Genomic DNA, 17596 nt, shown 5'->3' with positions numbered 1-17596 from the left:
TGCGGGGGCGGCCCCGGGGCGCGGGGTCGTCTCTAGTAGTCCAGGTTATGCCGGAGCTCCCAGGACGTGACCTGGCTCTGGTAGTCGTGCCACTCGCGCCACTTGTTGCGCAGGAAGAACTCGAAGACGTGGTCGCCCAGCGCGTCCGCCATCAGGTCGGAGCGCTCCATCTCCTTCAGCGCCTCCTCCAGCGACGTCGGCAGGTCGCGGTAGCCCAACGCGCGGCGCTCGCGGCGGGTCATCTCGTTGATGTTGTCCTCCGCCGGCTCCGGCAGGTCGTAGCCGTCGGCGACGCCGCGCAGGCCCGCCGCCAGGACGACGGAGTACGCCAGGTACGGGTTGCACGCCGAGTCCAGCGAGCGGACCTCGACGCGGCGCGACGACGCCTTGCCCGGCGAGTACATCGGCACCCGCACCAGCGCGGAGCGGTTGGCCATGCCCCACGTCGCCGCCGTCGGCGCCTCGTCGCCGAAGACGGTGCGCTTGTAGGAGTTCACCCACTGGTTCGTCACCGCGGAGATCTCCGGGGCGTGCACCAGGATGCCGGCGATGAAGGACCGCGCCGTCGGCGACAGCTGGTACTCGTCGTCCGGATCGTGGAACGCGTTGTCGTCGCCCTCGAACAGGGAGAAGTGGGTGTGCATGCCCGAGCCCGGCTGGTCGGCGAACGGCTTCGGCATGAACGTCGCGCGGACGCCGTTGCGGATGGCGACCTGCTTCATGAGGTAGCGGAACGTCATGACGTTGTCCGCCATCGTCAGCGCCTCGGCGTAGCGCAGGTCGATCTCCTGCTGGCCCGGCGCGTTCTCGTGGTGGGAGAACTCCACCGGGATGCCCATCGCCTCCAGCGCGGTGATCGCGTGACGACGGAACCCCGGCGCCTTGTCGTGCACCGCCTGATCGAAGTAGCCGCCGTTGTCGGTGGGGATCGGGGGCTGCCCGTCCGTACGCAGCGACTCCACCAGGAAGAACTCGATCTCCGGGTGGACCATCGGCGTGAAGCCCTGGTCGGCGGCGGCCTGCACCTGGCGGCGCAGGACGTGCCGCGGGTCGGCCCAGCTGGGCTGGCCGTCCGGCATCGCGACGTCGCAGAACATGCGGGCGCTGTGCAGCTCGTCGTCGTCCTCGCGCCACGGCAGGACCTGGAACGTCGACGGGTCCGGCAGCGCCACGGTGTCGGCCTCCGACAGGCGGGAGAAGCCCTCGATGGCCGAACCGTCGAAGCCGATGCCCTCCTCGAACGCGCCCTCCAGCTCGGCGGGCGCCACGGCGACGGACTTCAGTCTTCCGAGGATGTCCGTGAACCACAGCCGGATGAACCGGATGTCACGCTCCTCCATCGTGCGCAGCACGAATTCCTGTTGACGGTTCATGGGCCCGACCCTACGCGGCGGATCCCGGCGACCGCGATTCGTTAACCGGGCCGAAACACGCCCGACACGACCTACCCCGATCCCGGGAGATGCGGGCGCGCGGAGGGCGGCCGACGACGGCGCCGGGGCCGGGACGGGACGCCGTCGGGGCTTCCGGACGACGGCGGGACGCCCGCGGACGGCGGCCGCCGGGAGCCCCGGCCCGCGCGCGGCGGGCGACGGGCCGGGGCGGGAGACGTCGCAAAGCACCGCCCGACGCGGGCGGCGAGCCTCCCCTGACGCGGGGGACCCGCACCCGCGCATGGCAGACTTCGGGGCATGAGCACGAAGCAGATCCGCCTCCACGATCTCGCCCGCTGGAAGGCCGAGCGCCGCCCCTGGGCCATGCTGACCGCCTACGACTACTCCACCGCCCGCGCATTCGCCGACGCCGGCGTCGAGGTGCTGCTGGTCGGCGACTCCGCCGCCAACGTCGTCTACGGCTACGGCACCACCACCGAGGTCACCCTCGACGAGATGATCCCGCTCGCCCGCGGCGTCGTCCGCGGCGCCCCGAAGTCCCTGGTCGTGGCGGACCTGCCCTTCGGCACCTACGAGGCCTCCGACGAGCAGGCCGTCCTGTCCGCCGCCCGCATGATGCGCGAATCCGCCGCCCACATGGTGAAGATCGAGGGCGGCGTCCGCATCGCCCCGCGCATCCGCGCCCTCGTCGACGCCGGCATCCCCGTCATGGCGCACATCGGCTTCACCCCGCAGTCCGTCAACAACCTCGGCGGCTTCCGCGTCCAGGGCCGCGGCGACGGCGCCGACCAGCTCCGCGCCGACGCCCGCGCAGTCGCCGAGGCCGGCGCCTCCGCCGTCGTGCTCGAGATGGTGCCCGCCCCGCTGGCCGAGGAGATCACGGCCGAGCTGCCGATCCCGACCGTCGGCATCGGCGCCGGCGCGGGGTGCGATGCCCAGGTGCTGGTGTGGCAGGACGCCATGGCGCTTCCCGACGGCGGCCGCCGCCCCTCCTTCGTCCGCACGTTCTCCGAGGTCGGGCGGGCGATGACCGACGGGGCGCGGGCGTACCGCGAGGCCGTCGAGGCCGGCGAGTTCCCGGACGCGGACCACAGCTTCGGGGAGTAGCGGGGCTGGTCGCCGCCCAATCGGCCGCCTACCCCGCGCACACCCCCGCCCCCTCCGGACTCCGGAGGGGGTTAATGCCGTTTAGCGGGATCAACGCAACATCGGTCCTGGGCTTTTGCCGCCGATTTCGTGGCGTTGATCCCGCTACAGCGCGTTAACCCCGCCCTCATAACCATCCGCGGGCCCGAACTCCGAGCACCTCGGCACCCGACGCCCCTCAACCCGGCACCCCGGGCAACCCGGCAACCTCGACGCCTGACACCGCACGACCCCGACACCCCGCGACCCCGACGCCCCGGCACGCTCCGCCGCAGAAACCCCACATCATCGCCACCGGAACCGATGTGCCCGGACCGCCCGCGGAGCGGCCGGCCGCCGGCACGTCCGACCCCGCACCCGACGCCACCCGGGAACCCGCACCGCATCTACCCCGCGCCGACCCCTCCCCCGACCGTGGCCGACGCCCGCCCGGCCGACACCCCGGCGGGTACCATGGACAGGCATGAGCGCACGGAAGTCCCTGGAAATCGAGGTCAAGTTCGCGGTCGGCCCCGACGTGGAGGTGCCTGCGCTGACGGCGCTGGCGGAGGTCGTGTCGGCGGACGGCCCGGACGTCCGCCGGCTGTCGGCGATCTACCACGACACGGCGGACCTGCGGCTGACGCGGAGCAAGCGCACGCTGCGCCGCCGCACCGGCGGCCCGGACGAGGGCTGGCACCTGAAGACCCCGGCCGCCGCCGACCGCGGCCGCATGGAGGTGCAGGGCCCGCTGGGCGAGGAGGGCGCGCCGCCGCCGGCCGACGTCCTCGGCCCGGTGCGCTCCCTGATCCGCCGCGACCGGCTGGACCCGATCGCCCAGGTCGACAACGAGCGCCACGTCTGGATCCTCCGCGATGCCGCGGGCGAGCCGGTGGCGGAGTTCTGCGACGACCACGTCACGGCCCGTTCCCTGCTGCCGGGCGGCGAGGAGACGCAGTGGCGCGAGTGGGAGCTGGAGCTCGACGACCGCGTGGCGGGCACGACGCGCGGCGAGGTGCTGCTGAACCACGCCCGCGAGGTGTTCCTGGCGGCGGGCGCGGAGGATTCGGAGAGCCCGTCGAAGCTGTCGACGGCGCTCGGCGATTCCGTCGACAACGTGGAGCTGCCGGAGGACGCCCCGAAGCCGCCGGCGGGCTCCCCGGCCCGCGCGGTGGTCGACGCGCTGGAGGCCAACCGCGATCGCCTGGTCGAGCTCGATCCGGCGGTGCGCGCGGACGAGTGGGATTCGGTGCACCAGATGCGCGTCGCGACGCGTGAGCTGCGCAGCCACCTGCAGACCTTCCGGGGGATCCTGGAGGGCGAGCGGTTCGAGCTGGTGGAGCGGGAGCTGAAGACGCTGGCGTCGATTCTCGGCGTGGCGCGCGACGCGGAGGTCGTGGCGGAGCGATTCGAGAACCTCCTGGAGCGCGACGAGGCACAGGGCCTCGATCCCCACATCCGGGAGCGCCTGGCGGAGGACATGCGCGAGGAGTACCGCCGCGCCCACCGCCACGTGGTGTTCGCGCTGGACAGCGACCGCTACCTGACGCTACTGGACGAGCTGGACGCGCTGCTGGCGGATCCGCCGCTGGCGGTCGACGAGGCGGAGGGCAAGCCGCGCGACACGGGCGTCGTGCTGGGCGAGCACCTGGCGAAGGCCCACAAGTCCCTGATGAAGAAGCACAAGAAGGCGATGCGCGACTGGGGCGATCACGATCTGCCGCGCGAGGAGCGCGAGGAGCGGTTCCACGACGTGCGCAAGGCGGCGAAGAAGCTGCGCTACTCGGCGGAGGCCGCGGGCGGTTCGGGCCTGAAGACGGGCAAGCTGTACAAGGCGTGCAAGGCGATGCAGTCGTCGCTGGGCGATTTCCAGGACACCGTCACGGCGCGCGAGGTGCTGCGGAAGAAGGCCGAGCGGGCGCATCGCCGCGGCGAGGACACGTTCGGCTACGGCGTGCTGTACCAGATCGAGTACGCCGACGGCGTCGAGGCGCTCGCGGATTACGAGGAGCGGATGGAGGGCATCGAGGAGGCGTTCGCGAAGCTCCGCAAGAAGCTGTAGCGTCCGCGCCGCGTCGCCCGTCGTTCGCGTGACGACGGCCACCTCGCCCCGGCGCGCCGCCCTCCCGGCGGCGCGCCGGGGTTTTCGCGTGTCCGCGGGCGGGCCGGCGGGGTGCGGCCCGGCCCGGCCACCTCCCCGCCACGGCCCCGGAGGCGGGCTTCGGAAGCGACGGCGCCGCCCCGCCGGCACCTCCCGTCCCACCGGCCGGACTCGATGCTGACGTGACCGCAATCACGTCGGCAATCCGGCCGTTCCCGTAGCGCCATTGTTGATATGACCCCTAGTGTGGCGTTCCGACGGATTCCCCGAACGACCCCTAGGAGACCCCATGGCCACCACGAACTTCCTCGGCGACCTGTTCGCCCTCATCGCCCGCGTCGGCCTCGGCGTCGTGCTGATCCTCCACGGACTGCAGAAGTTCGGCGAGTGGACGATCCAGGGCACCGCCCAGAACTTCGCGCAGATGGGCGTGCCGGCCCCGGAGATCGCGGCGTGGGCGGCGGCGCTGGTGGAGCTCGTCGGCGGCGTGCTGCTCATCGCGGGCCTGGCGACGCGCCTGGTCGGCATCCTCGTCGCCGTCGTCATGGCGGGCGCCTGGATCTTCGCGCACTCCTCGGCCCCGACCATCTTCGTGGGCGACGGCGGCCCGGAGCTCGTCATCGTCATCGCCGCCGGCGCCCTGCTGCTCGCGGCCTTCGGCGCGGGCCGCATCGCGGTCGACAACGCCTTCGCCCGCCGCAAGCGCGTCGCGGCCTAGGCCCCCTCCCCTCCCGGGACAACCCCCGGGCTCACGACGTCCCCCGGCCCGCCCCTGCGGGTCCGGGGGACGTCGTCGTCTGATCGACCCGGGGAATCTACTCGGAGCCCTCGCCCCAGTCGTCGTCCTTCTCGTCCCAGTCGTCCGCCGCATTGTTGCGGGCGGCGACGCGCTCCATCGCGGCGCGGGCCTCGGCCTCCGAGTCGTACGGGCCCATGCGGTTCGTCCACGCCCGCTCCTTGCCGTGCGACACCTCGCCGGACTCGGGGTCGTACCACCACTTCTGCTCGGACACGGGGATGCTCCTCTCGTCGTGGGACGCCGGCGCCGCGGCGCGGCCCGACGGCGTCCACGCTACCCCGACGGGCTAGGATGCGGGGTTGTCCTCATGACCCCAGCGCCGGAAAGGTTCAGCATGCCCAGCACCCCCGCCCCGCAACGCGCCCGCGAAACGGCGGCCGCGGCCCAGGCCGGGGACGTCGTCGTCGCCCGCGCCCCGGGGTCGGTGGAGCTCCTCGGCGAGCCCTGCGCCGCCACCGGCGGCATGCTGCTCACCGCGGCGCTGCCGGCCGACGCGGCCGTCGCCGTCGCGGAGACCGACGGCGGCGAGCTCGTCATCCGCGACGGCTCCGACGTCCACCGCGTGCCCATGCCCGACGCCCCCGTCGACGGGCTGCCGCCGCGCGCCGCCTCCGTCGCCGCAGCCGTCGCCGCGCTGCAGCAGGGCGCCCACCTCGCGCCGAAGCCGGGCGGCGGCCTCGACGTCTCCGTCGCGTGCGACATCCCGGCCGGCCGGGGCCTCGGCGAGACCGCCGCGCTGCAGTCCGCGCTGGCCATCGCCCTCAACCACCTGTGGGGCGACCGCGACGACGTGCCGACCCGCACCCGCATCGCCGCCGCGCTCCACGCCGCCGCCTGCGAGCGCGCCGGCGTGCCGCTGCCGCCGCACCCGTGGACCGTCGCGCTGCGCGCCACCGGCGACGCCGTCGTCGTCCACAACCACGTCGACGGCGCCGTCCGCCAGCTGCCCCGCCCGGAGCACCTCGCGCTGACGCTCGCCTGGTCGCCCGACGTCACCGCCGGGTCGTCCGCCACGGCCCGCCCGTCGTTCTTCGCCGACGCCTGCCAGGCCTTCGGCGTCGAGACGCTCGACCGCCTGCCCGACGCCGACGACCGCGTCCTCGAGTGGCTGAACGCCCGCCTCGAGCTCGACGCCGAGAACGGCGACGGCACCGCCGACATCCCCACCACCGGGAAGGCCGCCGGCTGGCTGGACGACGCCTCCGGCTGCTCCGACCGCGCCCGCGCCGTCACCGGGCACCTCCGCCACGGCGACGTCACGGCGGCGCTCAACGCCGTCGGCCTCGACGTCCGCCTCCGCGAGACCGAGCCCGGCGAGGGCGCCCCGCTGCACGCCCCCGCCCGCGCCGCCGCCGACGCCGGCGCGGCCGTGCGCTGCTGCCAGCAACCCGCCGCCGCCCTGGTCGCGTGGTCGCGCGCCGACGACGCCGCCGACGTCGCCGCCGCCCTCGGCTCCGCCGGGGCGGGCACCCTGCCGCTGGACGGCGCCCGGCAGGGCGGCCTCGTCACCGGCGAGGAGTAGGCCGCCCGGACCCCGCAGGGCCCCGCTGAATCGAGCCCGCCTGCGGCGGGGACCGGCACGCCCGCGGCACCGCCCCCGGCGCCCGGCCGCGCCGCCCGGACCCCGCCGCACCGGGCCCGGGCCGCCGGATCGGGGCGTCGTCACGCGAAAACCGCACCCACCTGCGGCGACGCACGACCCGCCCCGTAGGGTGAGCGGCATGACAGAGATGACGAAGGCCCTCCTCCCCGAGGACAAGGCCCCCACCCACTGGTACAACCTCGCCGCGGACTTCCCGGAGCCGCTGCCGCCGCACCTGCACCCCGCCACCCGCGAGCCCATCACCGCGGAGGAGATGGGCGCGCTGTTCGCGACCGGCCTGGTGGAGCAGGAGTTCTCCACCGACCGGTGGATCGAGATCCCCGAGCCCATCCGGGACATCTACCGCATCTGGCGACCCTCGCCGCTGGCGCGCGCCCCGCGGCTGGAGAAGGCCCTCGGCACCACGGCCCGCATCTACTACAAGAACGAGGCCGTCTCCCCCATCGGCTCCCACAAGCCGAACACGTCCGTCGCGCAGGCGTACTACAACAGGCTCGACGGCATCACGAAGCTGACGACGGAGACCGGCGCCGGCCAGTGGGGCGCCTCCCTCGCCTTCGCCGGCGGGTTCTTCGGCCAGGACGTCGAGGTGTGGCAGGTCCGCGCCTCCTACGACTCGAAGCCGTACCGCCGCATGCTCATGGACGTCTACGGCGCCACCGTCCACCCGTCGCCGTCGGACCGCACAGAGGCCGGCCGCGCGATGCTGGCGAAGGACCCGGAGACCCCGGGCTCGCTCGGCATGGCCGTGTCCGAGGCCGTCGAGGTCGCGATGGGCTCCGACGACGCCCGCTACGCCCTCGGCTCCGTGCTCAACCACGTGATGCTGCACCAGACGGTCATCGGCCAGGAGGCCCTGTCCCAGCTGGAGATGTTCGGCGAGGACGGCGCAGACTACGTCATCGGCTGCGCCGGCGGCGGCTCCAACCTGGCGGGCCTGGCGTTCCCGTTCATCGGCGAGAAGCTCCGCGTTGACTCCGACCCGCGCGTCCTGGCGGTCGAGCCGGCGAAGTGCCCGTCGCTGACGCAGGGCGAGTACCGGTACGACCACGGCGACGTCGCCGGGCTGACGCCGCTGCTGAAGATGCACACCCTCGGCCAGGACTTCGTCCCCGACCCCATCCACGCCGGCGGCCTGCGCTACCACGCGATGGCGCCGATGGTGTCCCACGCCGTCGAGCTGGGGCTCATGGAGGCCCACGCCGTGCCGCAGGAGCAGGCGTTCGCCGCGGGCGTCGAGTTCTCCCGCACCGAGGGCACCGTCCCCGCCCCGGAGTCGAACCACGCCATCGCGAAGGCCATCGAGGTCGCGCGCGAGCACACCACCGGCGCGCCCGGGTCCGGCCCCGTCATCGTCGTGGGCCTGTCCGGCAACGGGTTCCTCGATCTGCCCGCGTACGCGCAGTTCACGTAGTTTTCGCGTGACGACGGCACCCGCGCCGCGGTGACGCGTTCACCCGGCGGCAACCCGGGGTTGGCCGGAGGGCAACGGTCGGGCGCCATGATGGCGGGCATGCCCGCCACCGCCCGTGACGACCACGCCCGCCCGTCGACCCCGGCCCGCGCCGCCCGCCCGGTCCGGCGCAGCTGGCGGACCTCCCCCGCCGTCGCCGTCATCGCCGCGGCGGCCATCCTGCCCGTCGCCGCCGCCGGCGCCGCCGCGGCGGCCATCTTCCCGGCGCCCGGCTCCTCCGCCCCGCCGTCGGCGGCCGCCCCCGGCCCCGGCGCCGCCGCCCCGGACGCCGCGTTCCCGCAGGCCGCCGGCTGGACCGCCGAACCCCTGGGCACCATCGACCTCGGCCGCGCGCCGGTCGCCCCCGCCGTCGCGGACGCCGTCGGCGACGCTCCCTTCGGCGGCATCTCCGGCCTGGAGCACCTCGGCGGCGACCGCTACCTGGCCCTGTCGGACGACCGCGCCGACCGCGGCCCCGCCCGCGCCTACAAGCTCACGCTCCCCCTCGACGACTCCGGGGCGGTCGACGCCGCCCGCGCCTCCGTCGACGGCGCCATCACACTGACCGGCCCCGACGGCGCGCCGTACGGGAAGAACTCCGTCGACCCCGAGTCCATCCGCGTCCTGCCCGGCGGCGAGCTCGCGTGGACCTCCGAGGGCGGCGCCGACTCCGGCATCGCCCCGGCAGTCGTCGCCGCCGGCGCCGACGGCCGCGAGCTGCGCCGCTTCGACGTCCCCGCCCACCACCTGCCCGGCGACGGGCGCGGCGTCCGCGACAACCTCGCCTACGAGGGCCTGACGCTCCTCGGCGACGGCCGCGCCGCCACCCTCGTCGAGGCCCCGCTGGCCCAGGACGGCCCCGTCCCCGCCGCGGAGCCCGGCTCCCCCGCCCGCCTGACCATCTGGGACGTCGCCACGGGCGCCCCGGTCGCCGAGCACGTGTACCCCCTCGACGGCGTCCCCGCCGGCTCCGACGAGCGCGGCGCCAGCGAGATCCTCGCCGCCGGCGACGACGCCCTCATCGTCCTCGAGCGCAGCTGGATCCCCGGCCAGGGCACGGTCGGGCGGCTGTCCGTCGTCACGCCCGACGGCGCCGACGACGTGCTGTCCGCGGCGGCGCTGACGGGCGACGAGGCGACCGTCGTCAAGCACCACCTGCTCGACCTGTCCCCGAACGGCGAGAACGTGGACAACGTCGAGGCGATGGCGTGGGGGCCGGAGCTCGCCGACGGGCGGCGCGTGCTGCTCATCGCCACCGACGACAACTTCAACCCTGGGCAGCGCAGCCTCGTGCACGCCGTCGCCGTCGGGATGCCGGGGTAGGGCAAACGCGACGACGGCGGCCCCGCAGGTGATTGCGGGGCCGCCGTCGGCGTTCGTGCGCGCGGGCCGGTGCCTAGGAATCGGCGGCCAGGGCCTCCAGCGTCCACCGCACCGAGCGGCCGACGGTCTGCGGACACGCGCGCATCGCCTCGGTGAGCTGCGCGTTCGTGAGGCCCTCGGCGACGTCGACGGCGGCCGTCGACACCAGCGTCCAGCCTTCGTGGCCGGCGCCCGCGAGATTCGTCACCGTCGTCGTGGTCAGCGCCGTGCGGACGTTGCGCTCGTTGCACAGGTGGCCGACGTGCGTCAGATCCGCCTCCCACTCGCGCGGCAGCGGCGCATGCGCCATGAACACCAGGAAACCGGCGTCCGCCGTGCCCTCGCCCGGCAGGTAGATGTCGACGTCCGTGCCGCGCGACTCAATCCACGCCGCGTCGTCGACCACCGGCACGTCCGGCATGCCCAGGTCCGTCAGGTAGCGGACGACGTCCGACAGCACGACCGGCTGCGGCTGCAGCTCCATCGACACGCCCGAGTCCTCCGGCAGGGAGGAGAAGACGGCGGTCGGGGTGTCGTCGGCGTCGGCCTCGCCGGCGAGGTCCGCGAGGTCGGCGTCGTCGGCTGCGTCGGCGTCGCCCGCGTTCGCCGCGAGGTCCGCCGCCGCCCTCGGATCCGCCTCGAACGGCGCCGCCGCGACGTCGACGCCCGGCCACGTCTCCAGGCACGCCGGCCGGAACCGGTCGCCCACCACGACCAGCGACCGCTTCAGGAACTGCTCAGCCTGACCGTCCGAGATGCCCGAACCCGCCAGCAGGTACGTCTGCGCCGACAGGTGGATGAGCCCGCCGAGCTCCTGCGCCCGCGTCAACCCGCCGTCCGCGTCGACGACGGCCCGCGGCGCGACGTGGCGGGCGTTGAAGCCGGTGACGAAGTCGAGGGCCGTCGCGTAGTCGTCCGCCGGCACCAGGCCGCGCCACCGCGCGTCGACGGTGAAGGTCGACCGCACCGACGCCCACGACAGCAGGATGGTGAAGTCGCCGACGCTGAACTCGATGGCCGCGTCGCCCGTCGACGTGCCGGTGTCGCGCCAGGCGATGCCCCAGTCGTCCAGCAGGCGCCCGAACGGCGCCAGGCGCGGATGCTCCGCGAGATGGGCTTCGGTGGGGGCCACGGCTGCTCCTCTACCTGGGGGTCGGTGGTGGTCGGTCGGGTCGGTCGTCCGCCGGGGCGGGCCCGGCGCCGGGTGACCGCCGCGGGTGGCGGCGGCCGATCGACTGCCCTGCGCGTCGTCGGTCGCGGCGTTTCGGCCGGTGACCGACGGGCGACGGGGCAACAACTTCCGTACAGCGTAATACATGGGACGCCGCGGCACTGATGTGACCTATGGGGCGGATGAGATTCTTTGCGGATTGTTGCGGCGCCTGCGTTGCGCCCGCTCGTACGCCCCATACGGCCGGCCTCAACCATCGGCCCCTCGCATACGCTGCGGTTAACGTCCTTTATCGGGCTCAACACCTCAGATCGGGCGGTAAAACCCCAGGACCGATCGTGCGTCTGGCCCGCTAAAGAGCGTTACCCCCCGGCCCCCGCCCCGGTTCCGCCCAGCCTCGACAGCCATGACGGGCACGACGACCACGCAAGGCCCGCATCGTCACGCGGCACCGTCCCTCCGGGCCCGGGACCGGGTGGTGAAGCCGTCCGGCCACCTGTGCCCGTTCGGCAGGAACCATCCCGCGAACCCGACGCCGGCGGCGAGCATCCGGGCCCGCTCGGCGATCGCCTCCCGGACCATGTCCGACACACGCCCCTCCTGAACGTCCGACCAGCCGATCCGCACCACTCCGAGCCCCGCCTGCAGCAGGTTGCGCTCCCGCCACCACTCGCCCGCGAACCGGTCGCCGCCGTCGCCGTACGCTCCGCTGAACTTCCCGCCTCCGTGGTATTCGACGGCGACGAGCTCCTTCGGCAACAGCAGGTCGACGCGGCCGACGAGGATCTTGTCCGGCCCGAAGACATTGACCTGCGGCACGATGCCGGTGATGCCACCCAGCAGGAGGGGCGCCCGGGCCGCCGATTCGCCAGGACTCTCAACCGCCCCGTCAGCATGGGCGACGACCTCCGCGGCGACCCCCGGGGTACGCAGCGACCAGGCCGCCAGCGCAAGCTCCGACCGGCAATGCCCGAGCCGCAGCGCCGAATCCGCCGCCATCAATCCCTCGGCGAACCCGTGCCACCTGGCCACGTCCACAACCGTCGCGGCGACGGAGGTCACTTGCACGCCATCGACTTCCACGATGTCGTCGCCTCCCCATCGCAGCCACCTCCGGACTATCCCGGCCTTCTCGCGGGTCCGTCGATCGCCCGAATGCCCGAGTTCGACAGGCTGCGTCCCGTCGTCGAGCACCGCGAGACCGTGGACGTACGCGGCGCTGCGGCCGGTGAGCACCGACCCGGGAGCGCCAAGTCCGGCCGCGATGTGCCGGAGCCTGCGGCGCGCCGGCTCGTCCAGGCCGTTCCATTCCTCGGATGCGACGTAGACGTTCCGGCCGACGAGGACGAGGACTCCCGCCTGCGCCCTGCGGCGCAGCACTTCCCGCTCGACCCCGTCGCGCCCGCGGAACAGTGCAGGTACGCCGGGCTTGGCCGCCGCCGGCGCGGGATGCGCCCACTCGATGTCCCGGCAGGCCCGGATGCTCGCCGAGCCGGCCGCCTTCCCGGGTCCTACGGATGCACCGGGGTCGTTCGGCTGATGGGCCTTCCGAAGTTCGATGTCAGATTGGTTCTCCATGCCCCATGTGACGCAGCGGCCCCTGAGACGGTTCCACCTGCCGCCGGATTCACGGATTTCCCGCCACGCGCTGCTCCAGCAGCCAATCGATCGCAGCGCCTCCTGCCCCTGCGGTCGAGGTTAATGCTCTTTAGCGGGCCAGACGCACGATCGGTCCTGGGGGTTTGCCTCCCGATTTGAGGTGTTGGGCCCGCTAAAGGGCGTTAACCCCCACAGCGGCGGTGGAACCAGCCGCATCTCTCCCCCGCAGTCGGGCGCCGGGCAGGAACGATTCGCCGCCGTACTAGCCAAAACGCCAGGTCACGCTGTGTTCGGCGTCGCATCCCTGTTCCAGTGCGTCTCCCCGCCCCGGCACAAAGAAAAAGTGGTGAACGAGCCGGCCTGTGAGCCGGATTCTGTTCCCCGCGCGGCTTTCGCGCACGCGGGGCGATGACCATCCATCTCGACGCACCATTGCTGGGCGCCTGAAGCGGCGTACCTGCGGACTCGGGCGGGCAGCCCTCGGTCGTCCGCGCACCCGCACCGGCATGTCGCCATGCCGGTGCGCGTTCTTCGCCTTGCTCCCGGTGGGGTTTACCTAGCCGCCGCGGTCGCCCGTGGCGCTGGTGCGCTCTTACCGCACCGTTTCACCCTTACCCGGCCGTGGCCGGGCGGTTTGTTTTCTGTGGCACTGTCCCGCGGGTCGCCCCGGGTTGCCGTTAGCAACCACCGTGCCCTGTGGAGTCCGGACTTTCCTCGGCGCCGGGCCGGGCGCTGGTGCGCTGGTCCCCGTGCCGCGGCCATCCGGCCGGCTCGCTCACGGTGGGTGAGTGTAGTGCAGGGTGCGGGTGTTGCGGGAAACGGTGCGTGACGACGTCTCCCGCCCCGGCTCCCCGCCCCCGCCGCGCGGGGTCGTCCGCGGGGTCTGCGGCGGGGCCGCCGCGGGGCCTGCGCGCGGGACGGCGACGGGGCCGTCACGGGGCCGGGCCGGGCGCGGCCGTGCGGCGCCGCCCCGTCAGAGGTGCGCGGTGTCGTTGACGAGGGTGACGGACGTCGGCCCGTCGGCGTAGAACTCGGCGACGGACAGCGACGCGAGGTCGAGATGCAGGCGGGTGTAGAGCTCGAAGCCGCAGCCGATGCCCTGGCGCAGCAGGGCCTTGACGGGGGTGACGTGGCTGACGACGAGGATGTCGCGGGCGCCCCACTTCTCCGTGATGCGGCGGCGGGCGTCGGCGACGCGGGCGTCGACGGACTGGAAGGCCTCGCCGCCGGGCGGGGCGAGCCCGGGGTCGGTGAGCCAGGCGGAGTGGACGTCGGCGTCGCGGGCGCGGGCCTCGCCGAAGGTGAGGCCCTCCCATTCGCCGAAGTCGGTTTCGCGGAGGTCGTGGTCGACGGCGATGTCGAGGCCGAGTTCGTCGGCGGCGTAGGCGGCGGTCTGGCGGGCTCGGGCCTGCGGGGAGCAGACGATGCCGGCGAAGTCCCAGCCGGATTCGGCGAGGCGCAGCGCGGCGAGGCGGGCCTGGCGGCGGCCGAGGTCCGTCAGCGACGGGTCGGAGGCGGAGCCGGAGTAGCGGCGGTCGACGCTCATGGGCGTCTGGCCGTGGCGCAGCAGCACCAGGCGGGTGGGGGCGCCGACGGCGCCGGTCCAGCCGGGGCCGCCGGTGCGGCCGGAGCCGGCGCCGGGGGCGGCGTTGCCGGAGCCCATCGCCGAGCCCGCCGTGCGCGCCGGGTTGTCGGCGCCCGCGGAGCCCGGGCCGGCGGAGCCGACGCCCGTCGAGCCGTCGGCACCCGCGGAACCCGCGGAATCTGCAACCCTGTCGTCGTGTCGGTCGGTCATGCGGCACCTCCGGGGCGGGCGGGGTCGTCGGACAGCAGGGCGCGGGCGTCGGCGCCCGCGGCGGCGATGGCGGGGCTGCGCACCAGCCAGGCGCCGCATTCGGGGCATTCGGGCATGCGGTCGGCGGGCAGGGCGTCGAGCTCGCGGACGGTGGAGTGCGACAGCTCCATGAAGCAGCTGCCGCAGACGCGGCCGTCGAGGCGGGCGGCGGCGACGCCGACCTCCGCCTCCCGGCGGTCGAAGCGGGCGAGGAGCCGGGCGTCGAGGCCCTCGCGCAGCCGGCCGATGCCGGCGGTGATGCGGCGCTCCTCGGCGGCCAGCGACTCCTCGGCGGCGCCGAGGGCGCGGCGGGCGGCGCCGATGCGCTCGTCGAGGTCGCCGACGGCCTCGCCGGCGTGGCGGGCGTGGGCGTCGCGGCGGTCCTGCAGCTCGCGGAGCCGTGCGGCGGCGTCCTCGCGGCGGCGGACGGTGGCGTGGAGGCCGCGTTCGACGTCGCGGCGCCGGCGGGGTTCGACGATGGTGCGCAGCGCCGCGCGCTCGTCCTTCTCCCGGCGCAGCAGGCGGGCGTGCTCGCGGGTGACGCGGCGCAGCTCGATGTCGAGGTCCCGGGTCGCCAGCGACGACGACGCGGAGGCGGCGCGGCCGCGGGAGCGTTCGGCCAGCAGGCGGGTCAGCTCGGCGCGCTCGGACAGGGCCTCGCGGCGGGCGGAGGCGCCGTCGAGGCGGGTGCGCCGCTCCGACAGGGCCAGCAGCCGGACCTGCAGGTCGGGTTTCAGCTTCATCGCCCCTCCTCCGGGGAGACCCGGCCGCCGTCGAGGGAGGCGCCCGGGCCGAAGGCGGACCCGTCGCCGTTCTCCGCGCCCGCGCCGAGGGTCCAGGGGTCGGTGCGCAGGTCGAGCACGCGCGTCTCGACGCCCAACTCGTCGGCCAGCATCTCCCCCGCCGCGGCGCACCACGGGAACTCGCTGGCCCAGTGGGCGGTGTCGACGATGCAGGGGGCGCCGGCGCGCAGCGCCTCGTCGACCGGGTGGTGGCGCAGGTCGGAGGTGACGAACGCGTCGACGCCCAGCTTCGTCACCGCGTCCAGGAACGAGTCGCCGGAGCCGGAGGCCACCGCCACGCGGCGGATCATGCGGTCCGGGTCTCCGGCGCCGCGGACGCCCCAGCGGGTGGCGGGCAGGCGGTCGCCAACGTGGTCGACGAACTCGCGGAAGGTCATCGGGGTCTCCAGCTCTCCGACGCGGCCGATGCCGGTGGCGCGCTCCGGGTCGAGGCCCGTCGCACGGGACTCGACGACGTCGAACGCCGGCTCCTCGTACGGGTGCGCGGCGACCAGCGCCTCGTGGATGGCGCGGCGGAGGCGGGCGGGGGCGACGAACTCGACCTTCAGCTCGTCGACGTGCTCCAGCTCGCCGACGGCGCCGATGCGCGGGTCCGCGCCGTCGCCGGGGCGGAACTGGCCGCGGCCGGCGACGTCGAAGCTGCACTCCCGGTAGTCGCCGATGGCCCCGGCGCCGGCGGCGAACACCGCCTCCTTCACCGCGTCCGCGTCGGCGGCGGGGACCTTCACGGCCCAGAGGTCCAGCGGCTGCGGGTCCTGCGGGGCCAGCGGCGCGCCGGGGCGGACGCCGAGCAGCTCCGCCAGCACGTCGTTGACGCCGGGCCGGGCGGAGTCGGCGTTGGTGTGCGCGGCGAACAGGGCGACGCCGGCGCGGATGAGCTTGTGCAGGATGCGGCCCTTCGGGGTGTCCGCGGCGACGCTGTTGACCCCGCGCAGCAGCAGCGGGTGGTGGACGACGAGCATCTGCGCGCCGGCCTCGATGGCCGCGTCGGCGACGGCGTCGGTGCACTCCAGGGCCAGCGCCACGGTGCGGACCTCGTCGGCGGGGTCGCCGCACACCAGGCCGACCTTGTCCCAGGACTCCGCCAGGTGCGGCGGGTAGGCGCGGTCCATCGCGCTCCTCACGTCCGCCACGGTCACGGTCGGTCGGGGGTCGGTCACCTGGGTCCTCCAGTCGTCGTCGGGTCGGGTGGCCCCATTATCGGGGCAGGCGGGCGACGGCCGCCACCAGCTCGGCGACCGCGGGGGACGGCCGCACCGCCAGGCGCCACCAGCCCGCGGGCATGCCGGGGAAGGTGTCGCAGCGGCGCACCGCGATGCCCTCGGCCGCCAGCGCCGCCCGCGCGGCGTCGGCGTCCGCGACGGGCGGGCGGGCGGGCAGGAACGGCGCCGCCGACGGCGCGACCTCCCAGCCGGCGTCGCGCAGCAGCGCGGCCATGTCCTCCCGCTCGGCGCGGATGCGCTCCCGCAGCTCGCCGAGCTCGGCGCCGAAGCCGTGTTCGGCGACGGCGAGCATCGCCCGCAGCTGCGGCGTGCCCATCGCCCAGTGCGGCCGCCGCCGCGCCAGCCGTTCCAGCCGCCCGGGGTCTCCGAGCGCGTACCCGCAGCGCAGCCCGGCCAGCGACCACGTCTTCGTCAGGCTGCGCAGCACCACCACGCCGGCGCCGGGGGCACCGTCCGCGGTCGTGCCCCCGCCGTCGCGTGACGACGGGACCTCCCCCGGCCCGCCCGCCAGCGACGGGTCCTCCCCGCCCGGGTGATCGGAGGGGTGCACGACGTCCATGAACGCCTCGTCGACCACCAGCGTCCCGCCCGGCGCGAGGCGGCCGGCGAGCCCCAGCACCGCGGCGCGCGGGTGGAGCACGCCGACGGGGTTGACGGGGTTGCCCGTGACGACGAGCCCGGCCGCGTCCCCGGCGGGATCGGGGGCGGGGGCGGGGCGGGTGACGTCGTCAAGCACCCACGGGCGCCCCAGCACGAGACGCCGCACCCGCGCGCCCGCGGCGTGCAGCGCGGCCTCCGGCTCCGTGAACTGCGGATGCACCACCTCCGCGACCTGCCCGGGCGCGAGGAGATCGGGCATGAGCGCGAACCCCTCCGCCGCGCCCGACAGCGGCAGCACCTCGTCGGCGGGGCGGCCGTGGACCTCGCCGAGCGCCGCGCGGACCTCCGCCTCCAGCCCCGGATCCGGGTAGGCGGCGAGCTCCCCCACCGACTCCCGCACCGCCGACAGCAGCCACCCCGGGGCGGCTCCGCGGACGTTCACCGCGAAGTCGAGCCGGGCGCCGCGGGCGGCGGCGTCGCCGTGGTAGCGCAGCAGGTCCTCCATGGGCGTCACACTAGCGGGGCACCC

Annotated in this window: 14 protein-coding genes and 1 other RNA gene; 6 read left to right on the top strand and 9 right to left on the bottom strand. The window is 74.8% G+C overall.

Features of this window, described 5'->3' with window-relative positions:
• Positions 1–32 precede the first annotated feature (32 nt).
• Positions 33–1373: a type I glutamate--ammonia ligase gene (gene glnA, locus QQS41_RS08605; RefSeq protein ID WP_448852289.1), complete on the bottom strand. Its 1341-nt coding sequence runs from the start codon at positions 1371–1373 to the stop codon at positions 33–35.
• Between the two features lie 318 nt (positions 1374–1691).
• On the opposite strand from glnA, the gene panB reads away from it, so the two are divergent.
• The 3 genes from panB to QQS41_RS08590 all read left to right on the top strand — a co-directional run bounded on the left by panB (position 1692) and on the right by QQS41_RS08590 (position 5338).
• On the top strand, positions 1692–2501 hold the full coding sequence (gene panB / locus QQS41_RS08600) for a 3-methyl-2-oxobutanoate hydroxymethyltransferase (RefSeq protein WP_448852288.1): 810 nt from the start codon (positions 1692–1694) through the stop codon (positions 2499–2501).
• Between the two features lie 502 nt (positions 2502–3003).
• Positions 3004–4581 carry a CYTH and CHAD domain-containing protein gene (locus QQS41_RS08595; protein WP_448852287.1) on the top strand — a complete coding sequence of 526 codons (1578 nt, stop codon included), beginning with the start codon at positions 3004–3006 and terminating at the stop codon, positions 4579–4581.
• Between the two features lie 328 nt (positions 4582–4909).
• Complete coding sequence (locus tag QQS41_RS08590; protein WP_448852286.1) at positions 4910–5338, top strand: DoxX family protein; 429 nt, start codon at positions 4910–4912, stop codon at positions 5336–5338.
• 97 nt (positions 5339–5435) lie between these two features.
• Here QQS41_RS08590 and QQS41_RS08585 read toward each other — a convergent pair whose 3' ends face one another.
• Positions 5436–5639: an SPOR domain-containing protein gene (locus QQS41_RS08585; protein WP_448852553.1), complete on the bottom strand. Its 204-nt coding sequence runs from the start codon at positions 5637–5639 to the stop codon at positions 5436–5438.
• 114 nt (positions 5640–5753) lie between these two features.
• On the opposite strand from QQS41_RS08585, the gene QQS41_RS08580 reads away from it, so the two are divergent.
• The 3 genes from QQS41_RS08580 (at position 5754) to QQS41_RS08570 (ending at position 9798) form a co-directional block, all read left to right on the top strand.
• Positions 5754–6941 carry a GHMP family kinase ATP-binding protein gene (locus QQS41_RS08580; protein ID WP_448852285.1) on the top strand — a complete coding sequence of 396 codons (1188 nt, stop codon included), beginning with the start codon at positions 5754–5756 and terminating at the stop codon, positions 6939–6941.
• Positions 6942–7140: 199 nt separating this feature from the next.
• Entirely contained in the window at positions 7141–8436 is a 1296-nt protein-coding gene (locus QQS41_RS08575; RefSeq protein WP_448852284.1) for a TrpB-like pyridoxal phosphate-dependent enzyme, read from the top strand.
• Positions 8437–8535: 99 nt separating this feature from the next.
• Entirely contained in the window at positions 8536–9798 is a 1263-nt protein-coding gene (locus QQS41_RS08570) for an esterase-like activity of phytase family protein (protein WP_448852283.1), read from the top strand.
• A gap of 73 nt (positions 9799–9871) precedes the next feature.
• Here QQS41_RS08570 and QQS41_RS08565 read toward each other — a convergent pair whose 3' ends face one another.
• From QQS41_RS08565 to cobC, 7 genes are all read right to left on the bottom strand, one after another.
• Entirely contained in the window at positions 9872–10969 is a 1098-nt protein-coding gene (locus tag QQS41_RS08565) for a YbjN domain-containing protein (RefSeq protein WP_448852282.1), read from the bottom strand.
• A gap of 480 nt (positions 10970–11449) precedes the next feature.
• Positions 11450–12586: a hypothetical protein gene (locus tag QQS41_RS08560; protein ID WP_448852281.1), complete on the bottom strand. Its 1137-nt coding sequence runs from the start codon at positions 12584–12586 to the stop codon at positions 11450–11452.
• Between the two features lie 368 nt (positions 12587–12954).
• Positions 12955–13381: RNase P RNA component class A (rnpB, locus tag QQS41_RS08555), an RNA gene on the bottom strand.
• 199 nt (positions 13382–13580) lie between these two features.
• A complete protein-coding gene (locus tag QQS41_RS08550; protein ID WP_448852280.1) occupies positions 13581–14402 on the bottom strand; it encodes a histidine phosphatase family protein in 822 nt (273 codons plus the stop codon).
• A complete protein-coding gene (locus QQS41_RS08545; protein WP_448852279.1) occupies positions 14399–15184 on the bottom strand; it encodes a zinc ribbon domain-containing protein in 786 nt (261 codons plus the stop codon). The genes QQS41_RS08550 and QQS41_RS08545 overlap by 4 nt, the downstream gene beginning before the upstream one ends.
• Positions 15181–16404: a Nif3-like dinuclear metal center hexameric protein gene (locus tag QQS41_RS08540; protein ID WP_448852278.1), complete on the bottom strand. Its 1224-nt coding sequence runs from the start codon at positions 16402–16404 to the stop codon at positions 15181–15183. The genes QQS41_RS08545 and QQS41_RS08540 overlap by 4 nt, the downstream gene beginning before the upstream one ends.
• Positions 16405–16441: 37 nt before the next feature.
• Positions 16442–17572, bottom strand: coding sequence for an Rv2231c family pyridoxal phosphate-dependent protein CobC (gene cobC, locus QQS41_RS08535; protein ID WP_448852277.1), 1131 nt, complete (start codon positions 17570–17572; stop codon positions 16442–16444).
• Positions 17573–17596 lie beyond the last annotated feature (24 nt).

Source organism: Corynebacterium sp. 335C (assembly GCF_053525695.1).
Note: the sequence above shows the minus strand (reverse complement) of the source record. Positions and strands in the feature narration are given on the sequence as shown.

Excerpts from the sequence above, each read along its gene's own strand:
- glnA (WP_448852289.1), bottom strand. The coding sequence starts at position 1,373 with ATGAACCGTCAACAGGAATTCGTGCTGCGCACGATGGAGGAGCGTGAC.
- panB (WP_448852288.1), top strand. The coding sequence starts at position 1,692 with ATGAGCACGAAGCAGATCCGCCTCCACGATCTCGCCCGCTGGAAGGCC.
- QQS41_RS08595 (WP_448852287.1), top strand. The coding sequence starts at position 3,004 with ATGAGCGCACGGAAGTCCCTGGAAATCGAGGTCAAGTTCGCGGTCGGC.
- QQS41_RS08590 (WP_448852286.1), top strand. The coding sequence starts at position 4,910 with ATGGCCACCACGAACTTCCTCGGCGACCTGTTCGCCCTCATCGCCCGC.
- QQS41_RS08580 (WP_448852285.1), top strand. The coding sequence starts at position 5,754 with ATGCCCAGCACCCCCGCCCCGCAACGCGCCCGCGAAACGGCGGCCGCG.
- QQS41_RS08575 (WP_448852284.1), top strand. The coding sequence starts at position 7,141 with ATGACAGAGATGACGAAGGCCCTCCTCCCCGAGGACAAGGCCCCCACC.
- QQS41_RS08570 (WP_448852283.1), top strand. The coding sequence starts at position 8,536 with ATGCCCGCCACCGCCCGTGACGACCACGCCCGCCCGTCGACCCCGGCC.
- QQS41_RS08560 (WP_448852281.1), bottom strand. The coding sequence starts at position 12,586 with ATGGAGAACCAATCTGACATCGAACTTCGGAAGGCCCATCAGCCGAAC.
- QQS41_RS08550 (WP_448852280.1), bottom strand. The coding sequence starts at position 14,402 with ATGACCGACCGACACGACGACAGGGTTGCAGATTCCGCGGGTTCCGCG.
- QQS41_RS08545 (WP_448852279.1), bottom strand. The coding sequence starts at position 15,184 with ATGAAGCTGAAACCCGACCTGCAGGTCCGGCTGCTGGCCCTGTCGGAG.
- cobC (WP_448852277.1), bottom strand. The coding sequence starts at position 17,572 with ATGGAGGACCTGCTGCGCTACCACGGCGACGCCGCCGCCCGCGGCGCC.